This window comes from Acidimangrovimonas sediminis, from assembly GCF_002871005.1.
GTDB lineage: Bacteria > Pseudomonadota > Alphaproteobacteria > Rhodobacterales > Rhodobacteraceae > Acidimangrovimonas > Acidimangrovimonas sediminis.
On record NZ_PHSN01000048.1, the window covers coordinates 19,442 to 27,669 of the forward strand.

Annotated in this window: 8 protein-coding genes; 3 read left to right on the forward strand and 5 right to left on the reverse strand. The window is 69.7% G+C overall.

From position 1 onward, the window contains the following. Nucleotides 1-20 precede the first annotated feature (20 nt). Complete coding sequence (locus CVV76_RS23535) at nt 21-1,058, forward strand: Gfo/Idh/MocA family protein (RefSeq protein WP_102227127.1); 1,038 nt, start codon at nt 21-23, stop codon at nt 1,056-1,058. Nucleotides 1,059-1,084: 26 nt separating this feature from the next. Here the strand turns inward: CVV76_RS23535 and CVV76_RS23540 are convergent, their stop codons facing one another. Genes CVV76_RS23540 through CVV76_RS23550 form a run of 3 tightly spaced genes read right to left on the reverse strand, consistent with a single transcriptional unit; the run spans nt 1,085 to nt 4,399 of the window. Continuing rightward, entirely contained in the window at nt 1,085-1,891 is an 807-nt protein-coding gene (locus CVV76_RS23540) for a glucose 1-dehydrogenase (protein WP_102227128.1), read from the reverse strand. Beyond that, nucleotides 1,884-2,696: an SDR family NAD(P)-dependent oxidoreductase gene (locus CVV76_RS23545; RefSeq protein WP_102227129.1), complete on the reverse strand. Its 813-nt coding sequence runs from the start codon at nt 2,694-2,696 to the stop codon at nt 1,884-1,886. The genes CVV76_RS23540 and CVV76_RS23545 overlap by 8 nt, the downstream gene beginning before the upstream one ends. Further along, nucleotides 2,693-4,399 (reverse strand): FAD-dependent oxidoreductase, encoded by a 1,707-nt coding sequence (locus CVV76_RS23550; protein ID WP_102227130.1) that lies wholly within the window; start codon nt 4,397-4,399, stop codon nt 2,693-2,695. The genes CVV76_RS23545 and CVV76_RS23550 overlap by 4 nt, the downstream gene beginning before the upstream one ends. A 162-nt stretch (nt 4,400-4,561) precedes the next feature. Here CVV76_RS23550 and CVV76_RS23555 point away from each other — a divergent pair, with 162 nt between their 5' ends. Beyond that, the gene (locus tag CVV76_RS23555; RefSeq protein WP_102227131.1) at nt 4,562-5,443 is read left to right on the forward strand and encodes a helix-turn-helix domain-containing protein; all 882 of its coding nucleotides are present in this window, start codon (nt 4,562-4,564) and stop codon (nt 5,441-5,443) included. Here CVV76_RS23555 and CVV76_RS23560 read toward each other — a convergent pair. Continuing rightward, nucleotides 5,440-6,066 (reverse strand): NIPSNAP family protein, encoded by a 627-nt coding sequence (locus tag CVV76_RS23560; RefSeq protein WP_102227132.1) that lies wholly within the window; start codon nt 6,064-6,066, stop codon nt 5,440-5,442. The two genes, CVV76_RS23555 and CVV76_RS23560, sit on opposite strands and share 4 nt — an antisense overlap. 104 nt (nt 6,067-6,170) lie before the next feature. Here CVV76_RS23560 and CVV76_RS23565 point away from each other — a divergent pair, with 104 nt between their 5' ends. Further along, entirely contained in the window at nt 6,171-7,898 is a 1,728-nt protein-coding gene (locus tag CVV76_RS23565; protein ID WP_102227134.1) for an FAD-dependent oxidoreductase, read from the forward strand. Nucleotides 7,899-7,939: 41 nt separating this feature from the next. Here the strand turns inward: CVV76_RS23565 and CVV76_RS23570 are convergent. Then, a partial coding sequence (locus CVV76_RS23570) for a transposase domain-containing protein (RefSeq protein WP_146010375.1) occupies nt 7,940-8,228 on the reverse strand: 289 nt, incomplete at its 5' end.

Below are 8,228 nucleotides of genomic sequence, written 5' to 3' on the forward strand. Positions count from 1 at the left end.
AGCTCAAGAAGGAGACCATCATGAAGATCGCCGTGATCGGCGCGGGGGCCATCGGCCTGACCCATTGCACCGCCATCCACGCCACCGACGGCGTGTCCCTCGCCGGCATTTCGGACCCTTCGGACGCAGCCGCCGAGATCGCCGCGCGGTTCGCGACGCGGCACCACCGCGACCACCGCGCCCTGATCGCGGCCGAGCGCCCGGACGGCGCGGTGATCGCCACGCCGAACTCCTGGCACGTGCCGATCGCAGTCGACTTTCTCGAGGCCGGAATTCCGGTGCTGGTCGAGAAGCCGGTCGCCAATACCTCGACCGAAGCGCTGGCGCTGCTCGAGACCGAGGCGCGCACCGGGGTGCCGGTGCTGGTCGGTCACCACCGCCGCCATCATCCCTTCGTCGCCAAGGCGCATGCGCTGGTGACCCAGGGCGCGCTCGGCCGCATGGTGATGGCCAATGTCAGCTACAACCTGATGAAGCCCGACAGCTATTTCGAGGCCGACTGGCGCCGCCGCCCCGGCATCGGCGGGCCGTTCCTGATCAACGCGATCCACGAGATCGACCTGCTGCGTCACGTTATGGGAGAGATCGTGACAGTGCAGGCCATGGCCGCGAACGCGGTGCGCGGCTTTGCGGTCGAGGACACGGGGGCGGTGCTGTTCCGCTTCGCCTCCGGCGCGCTGGCGGCCCTTACCGTTTCCGACACCGCATCCGCCCCCTGGAGCTGGGACCTCGCCTCGGGCGACGTGCCGCGCTTTCCGCGCCACGATGTCGTTTCGCACCGGTTCTCGGGCACCGAGGCCGCGCTGACGCTGCCAAGGCTGGAGCTGTGGCGTCACGACGGAGAACGGTCCTGGACGACACCGATGCGGGCCGAGCCGGTGCCCTGCACGCCGGCCGATCCGTTCCTGCGCCAGCTGGGCAATTTCACCGAGGTGATCGCGGGGCGTGCCGCGCCACTGGTCAGCGCCCGCGAAGGGGTGCTGGACCTTGCGGTGATGGAGGCGCTGCTGGGCGCCGCGCGGAGCCGCCGGGAAGAAGAGGTTGCCACTGCTGTCTAGGCCCGCCGGCATTTCTGGCCCCGCTCCTAGCGCTCCGGTTGCCAGGCCGGGCCTGCATCGTTGAAGGCGGCCCAACCGCCGTCGACGGACAGGCAGCTGCCGGTGATAAACCCCGCCCGCGGACTGCAAAGGAACAGCGCCGCCTGCCCGATCTCCTCGGGCCGGCCCAGTCGGCCCATCGGCACGCGCGACACCATCCGGTCCCGGTCAATACGTCCGGCGCCGATCAGCTTTGCCACCAGCGCCGTCTCGACGTATCCCGGCGCGATCGCGTTGACGCGAACCCCGCGCGCCGCCCATTCGCAGGCCAGTGCTTCGGTCATCGCGACGATGCCGGCCTTTGCCGCGCTGTAGGCATTGCGCCGCGGCATCCCCGTCAGCCCGGCGATGGAGCTGACATTGACGATGGATCCCGCACCGCGGGCGATCATCCCCCGCCCGGCCTCGCGCGCGACGAGGTAGCTGCCGGCGAGATGCACGTCGAGGACCTTGCGGAAGGCGGCGAAGTCCTGCTCCAGCGTGGGCAGGTGGCTGTCGCCGATCCCGGCATTGTTGACGACGGCGTCGATCCGGCCAAAGCGGCGCTCCACCGCAAAAACCGTCTCGCGCACGACGGTCTCATCCGCCACGTCGAGGCCAAAGCCCGCGTGCTCCGGCCCGAGGGACGCTGCCGCCGCCTCTGCCGCGAGACCTTCGAGATCCGCGATCGCGACCCGGTATCCCGCCCCGGCGAAGACCCCCGCCATACCGGCACCGATCCCCTGCGCCGCGCCGGTGATCAAAACCACCGGGCGCGGCGTCGGGCCCGCCGCCTGCTCTGCCAGATCACTCATAGCCAGGCCTCGGGATCTGGCCCATGAGGGTCTGGCCGTAGCCGCCGTCGACCACGAGGTCGTGGCCGTTGACATAGCCCGCCCGGTCGCTGGCGAGGAACAGGCAGGCCTGTGCGATATCCGCCGGCAGACCGATCCGCCGCGTCGGGATCACCGCCGCACGGCGCGCCCTCACGTCCCCTGTCGCATAGAAACCGGCGGTGAGCGGGGTCTCGATCATCCCCGGGCTCACGCTGTTCGAGCGCAGGCCAGCCGGCCCCCATTCGTAGGCGATCTGCCGGGCCAGCATCACCACGCCAGCCTTCGCCGCGCTGTAGGCGCCGCTGTTGGGCTGGGGCGAGACACCCGAGATCGAGGCGACATGCACCAGCGCGCCGCGACCGCGCAGCCGCATCCCCCGCCCGAAGGCGCGGGCACAGCGCAGGTAGCCGGTCAGGTTGATGTCGAGCACCTGCTGCCAGTCCTCCAGCGCCAGATCGTCGAGCCGCCCGGGCCGCATCACCGCGGCGTTGTTGACCAGTATGTCGCTCGGGCCGAGCCGCGCCTCGACCTCGGCGCAGGCCGCGGACACGCTGTCCTCGTCGGCGACGTCCAGCGCGACCGCCCGGGCGCGGCCGCCCGCTGTCGCGATCATCGATGCCGTCTGCTCCGCCCCGTCGCGGTCGTGGTCGAGCACGGCGACCGCCGCCCCCTCGGCCGCGAAGGCCCGGGCGATGGCGCGGCCGATCCCGCCCGCCGCCCCGGTGACGACGCAGACCCGCCCGTAGAGGCCCAGCCAGCTCTCGCAATTCGTGCTGGCGCTCATGTCAGCGCCCCCGCCAGATGCAATCCGGTGACATAGCCGAAGGTCATGTTCGGGCCCAGCGTGATCCCAGCGCCCGGATAGGCCCCGCCCATCATGCTTGCCCGGTCGTTGCCGACGGCATAGAGCCCCGGCACCGGCGCGCCCTCTGCGAGGACCCGCCCGACCAGATCGGTCTGCAGCCCGTCGAAGGTGCCGAGGTCGCCCATCACGATCTCCAGCGCGTAGAACGGCCCCTTGCGGATCGGACCCACTGCCGGGTTGGGCTTGTGCGCCGGATCCGCGAGATAGCGGTTGAATGCGGTAGAGCCGCGCCCGAAGGCCGGGTCTTCGCCGTTCACCGCGTCGCGGTTGTAGGCCTCGACCGTGGCGGTCAGGCCCTCCGGGTCGATCCCGGCGGCACGGGCGAGGTCCGCCAGCGTGCGGCCGCGCTTGAGATAACCGTTGCGCAGGTAGATCCCGGTCGGCACCGGCGCGGGCTTGGCATGCCCCAGGCCGTATTTGCGCAAGGTTGGATGGTCGCAGATCAGCCAGGCGCGGGTTTCCTGCTGCCCCTCGCAGGCGGCGATCATCGCCTCGCCGACGTCGTGGTAGGAGTTCGACTCGTTGGTGAAGCGCCGGCCCGAGGAGACCACCCCGATCACGCCGGGCTTGTAGCGGTCGACGAGATGCGGGAAGGCGCCGTAGCGCCCGCCGCCCTGCGGCACCCGCGAGACCGGCATCCAGGCCGAGGCGTTGGGATAATCCAGCGGACATGCGGCCCCCAGCCCCTCCGCCAGCCGGATTCCGTCGCCGGTATTCTCGGCCGGCGTGGGCGAGAAATGCGTGCCGCCGCGGCGCAGATGCGGATAGGCCTTCGCGACCCTCGCGGGGTCGTGCGGAAACCCGCCCGAGGCCAGCACGACCGCCCGCCGCGCCCGGATCGTGCCCGGCTTGCCGCCGTGCGTCACCTCGGCGCCGACCACCCTTTCGCCGTCCCGCACCAGGGCTGTCACCGGCGTGCCGGTCAGGATCGGGATGCCGAGATCGAGCGCCGATTTCGCCAGCCGCGCCGCCAGCGCGTTGCCGCTGGTCACCTGCACCCCCCGGCGATAGAGCGCGAGGTCCTTCAGATGGTTCATCAGCCGCCGCGCGACATAGGCCGCCGAGGTCAGCGAGCGGGTGGCGTTGAAGAAGTGTTTCAGATCGGCATTGGAGGAATTGAACATCATGCCGATGAAGGTGATCGTCTTCAGCGGCGGCCGCAGCCGCGCCAGATCCTTGCCCAGACGCCGCGCATCGTAGGGCGCGGCAGTCACCGAGCGGCCGGCCTGCGCCCCGCCGGGCGCGTCGGGATGGTAGTCGGGATAGGCGGACGCGACGAACTTCACCTCGGTCTCGCGCTCGAAGAAGGCCAGCATCTCCGGGCCGCGGCGCAGGTAGGTATCGACCACCTGCTCGTCATAGAAATTCCCGGCCTCGTGCTTGAGGTAGGTCTTGGCGGCCTCGACCGTGTCGCCCTCGTTCGCGGGCCTGCAATGGGGGTTGCCGGGGACCCACAGAACCCCCCCGGAGAACGCGGTCGTGCCGCCGAAGACCGGCGCCTTCTCGACGACGACTACGTCGAGGCCGTGTTTCCTGGCGGTGATCGCAAGCGACAGCCCGCCCGCCCCGGAGCCCACGACGAGCACATCGCATTCGGCCGGTATGGCCCTTTCCTCCGACATTTCTTCCTCCCGGCGGCGGGGCCGCCTCTCCACGCCTCTTCCGGGCCGAGACTACGCCTCCGCCCGCCGGGCGCGGAATGGACGAACGGGAGAAAGGATTGTACAGATCGTCAGAACTGGAACGCGCCCGAGACGCGCGTTCCCCAAGGAGGAGGCCGCATCATGGAGAGGATTTCGCATTATTTTCTTTATGGTGAAGATCAGCAGACCGCCGAGTCGGACTTTCTTCACGTTGAAGCGATCCCCGTGCGCAGCGGTGCACACGATTGGACTATTCGGCCTCATTCGCATCCGGAACACAGCCAGATCCTGCTCGTCTCCGCAGGAGGGGGAGAGCTGGACATCGAGGGGCAGCGGATGCCGGTCGAGCCTCCCTGCCTGATGGTTCTGCCGGCGGGAACGGTGCATGCCATCGCCTTCGCGCCGGCGACCGAGGGGCAGGTCGCGACCGTCGCCACCAGCTACAGCCGGCCGCTGATCGCCGGGGATCCGCAGATCGCCGCGGCGCTGGCGACCCCCGCGGTCTACCCGCTCGACCACGAGACCATCGACGCGCTGGGAATCGCCTCGTCCTTCGAGTGGCTGCAACGGGAATTCGTACGCGCCTATCCCGGGCGGCATCTGGCGGTCCGGGCGCAGGTCGAGCGCCTGCTGGTCGCCCTGCTGCGACTGCATCTTCATAACAGCAGCCGTCTGCCGCCCCGCACGCGCGGCGACCTGCACCTCGTCAACCGCTTCCGCGACCTGCTCGAGGATCATTACCGGGTTGAGAAGCAGCTCGGCTTCTACACCGGGCGGCTGGGCGTCTCGCTGTCCAAGCTGAACGCCGCCTGCCGCGCCCGCACCGGAATGAGCGCATCGAAGCTGTTGCACGCGCGGCTGGTCGTCGAGGCCAAGCGCAGCCTGCTCTATTCGCGCAACACGGTGGCCGAGATCGCGCATTCGCTTGGGTTCGAGGACCCCGCCTATTTCAGCCGCTTCTTCACCAAGCGTGTGGGGGCGGCGCCGGGCACCTTCCGCCAGCAACGCCGCGACGACGGCTAGAGCGGCGAGAAAGAGGTCGGCCGCATCAGCTCGCAGGCGCGTGCCGGGCGGTCGGGGAAGCGCAGGCCGCCGGCCTCGGCGGCGCGCGACAGGACGATACGCGCGCCGGGCGGCGCCTCGCCCACGCCGGACAGGACACGCCAGCAAGCGACCAGCCCTGCGCCGCCGCCCTTCGGTTCCACAGCGCCCTCCTCATCGCCCGTCTTCCCACGCGACGGATCGCGCAACAGCATCGCCCAGCCGGGGCCCGTCACCGGCGCGCTGGCAGCGACGGGGCCATGCGCCCTGCGCGCGGCCTCCTCGGCGCGCCGCAGCGCCTCTGACCCCACCTCCAGCGTCATCAGGCAAGAGGTCTGGCGGCGGATCATCGGAAAGGCCCTCGGGGCAAAGCCTTGCGTCCATCCCTTGTCCCGCGACGCGCCAGCGCGGCAGGCGGCCCGGTCCTCGAGATCGCGGTAGACCCAGAGGTGATGCAGACGGTTCAGCCCGCCGGTCTCGGTCAGCCAATAGCCCAGTAGCGGCAGGTGCCGCGTCACCAGCGGCAGGCCCTCGCTCTGGAACAGCGCAAGATAGCGCGGCGCCCCGGCCGGGTCGAAATCGTAGCTGCGCAACTCGTAGATCATCGGGGGCCCCCTCTTCCCGGGCCCGTCGAGCCCTGCGTGAAAAACCGGACTTTACAATTATGGAATTGGATTCCAATTTCAAGGCGAGTTCGGAGGAGATCACAATGGACCAGAAAACAGAGCCTGCCGCGGCCGGGGCCGACCGCGTCGTGGACCTTCTCGTCTTCGGCGCCGGCGCGGGCGGCATGACCGCAGCCCTTGTCGCCGCGCAGCAGGGGCTGGATGTCCTGTTGTGCGAGAAGACCGCGATGGTGGGCGGCATCACCTCCACCTCGGGCGGGACGATCTGGGTTCCGGGCACTGAACAGAGCCGCCGCGACGGCGTGGCCGACAGCGCCGAGGACGCGCGGCAGTTCCTTCAGGCCGTGGTCGGTGACCGCGGTGGAGACCGCCTGCGCGAGGCCTTCCTGTCCTCGGGCGCCGAGGCGCTCGCCGAGCTGGAGGCGACCTCCGAGGTCAAGCTTGCGGCCGCCAAGGCGCATCCCGACTATGTGCCCGGCCCCGGCGCCGCCTATGGAGGGCGCGCCCTCGCCCCACTCGAATTCGACGGCAGACTGCTGGGCGCCGATTTCGCGCGCGTACGCCCGCCGCGGCCAGAGTTCATGGGACTTGGCGGGATGATGGTCACGAGGACCGAGCTCGCGCCGCTTCTGGCGCCGCTCGCCTCGGCGGCCAACCTCCGGACCGTGTTGTCTCTGCTCTGGCGCTATGGTCGCGACCGCCTGCGGCACAAGCGCGGCACCCGGCTGGTGATGGGCAACGCCCTGGCTGCGCGGCTGCTCTACAGCCTGCGGAAGCAGGGCGTGAAGATCGCCTTCGAGACCGGCGTGGCCGAGCTGGTGCTGGAGGACGGAAACGTGGTCGGCGCGATCGTCAACGGATCCGGGGGGCGCCAGACGATCCACGCCCGTCGCGGCGTCGTGCTGGCAACCGGGGGTATCGCGCAAAACGCGGCCTTGCGGGAACGGCTCTTTCCCGCCGCTGCGCGGGCGACCTCGCTCGCGCCCGAAACGAACACCGGCGACGGCGTTTCCCTGGCCGAGGCGATAGGCGCCGCGGTCGACGACGGCCACGACAGCCCCGCGCTCTGGATGCCGACATCGCGCATGGGCCGCAGTAACGGGCCCGACGCGCTCTGGCCCCACATCATTCTGGATCGCGCCAAACCCGGCCTTTTCGCGGTGAACTCCGCCGGGCGGCGGTTCGTGAACGAGGCCAACTCCTACCATGACTTCGTGATGGGGATGCTGAAAAGCCATGAGACGGTGCCGAGCGTGCCGGCCCACCTGATCTGCGACGCAAGCTTCATCCGCGACTTCGGGCTCGGCCTGGTCCTTCCGGGTGCGCGCGGGCTGAAGGCCATGCTCCGGCACGGCTATATCGTCGAGGCGCCAACACTCGAGGCGCTCGCCGGAAAGATCGGGGTGGACCCGACGGGATTGGCCGACACCGCCGCGGACTACAACCGCTACGCCGCCTCGGGCGTCGACGAGGAGTTCGGCCGCGGCTCGACCGTCGTCAACCGGTTCAACGGCGATCCTGAGTGCAAGCCCAACCCCTGCCTGCGGCCGGTCGGGCCAGGGCCGTTCTACGCGGTGGCGGTCGAGCCGGCGGACCTAGCCTGCAGCGCCGGGCTACGCGGGGACGAGGACGGCCGCGTGCTGGACGCCAAGGGGAACCCGATCCGGGGGCTCTATGCCTGCGGTAACGATCTCACCTCGATTTTCCGGGGCACCTACCCCGGCCCCGGAACGACACTGGGCCCGGCAATCGTGTTCGGCTGGCGCGTGGCGAAAGGCATCGCTGCGGGACAGGCTCTCCCCCAGATCTAGCCTCCGCCGAAGGGTCAAATCGGTCGTAACCGGTATTCCGGTCACACCTTGCCGGAGTAATTCCAGGGCAGCAGTTCTTCGATCCGGCTTTGCATATGGCCGGTCGCGATGGCGCTGAGGGTGGCGGCCAGCCAGGCGTGAGGATCGACGGCATTTAGCTTGCAGGTCTCGATCAGCGAAGCGATGACAGCCCAGTTCTCCGCCCCGGCATCGTGGCCGGCGAAGAGGGCATTCTTCCGGTTCAACGCGATGGGGCGGATTGTCCGCTCGACCGTGTTGTTATCGGGCATGCTGTTGGTGGCGCTTCGGTTCCGCGGTCTGTTCTTCCAT

Bases quoted from the DNA above. Each gene is read 5' to 3' on its own strand.
- CVV76_RS23535 (WP_102227127.1), top strand. From the start codon at position 21: ATGAAGATCGCCGTGATCGGCGCGGGGGCCATCGGCCTGACCCATTGC.
- CVV76_RS23560 (WP_102227132.1), bottom strand. From the start codon at position 6,066: ATGATCTACGAGTTGCGCAGCTACGATTTCGACCCGGCCGGGGCGCCG.
- CVV76_RS23555 (WP_102227131.1), top strand. From the start codon at position 4,562: ATGGAGAGGATTTCGCATTATTTTCTTTATGGTGAAGATCAGCAGACC.
- CVV76_RS23550 (WP_102227130.1), bottom strand. From the start codon at position 4,399: ATGTCGGAGGAAAGGGCCATACCGGCCGAATGCGATGTGCTCGTCGTG.
- CVV76_RS23540 (WP_102227128.1), bottom strand. From the start codon at position 1,891: ATGAGTGATCTGGCAGAGCAGGCGGCGGGCCCGACGCCGCGCCCGGTG.
- CVV76_RS23565 (WP_102227134.1), top strand. From the start codon at position 6,171: ATGGACCAGAAAACAGAGCCTGCCGCGGCCGGGGCCGACCGCGTCGTG.
- CVV76_RS23545 (WP_102227129.1), bottom strand. From the start codon at position 2,696: ATGAGCGCCAGCACGAATTGCGAGAGCTGGCTGGGCCTCTACGGGCGG.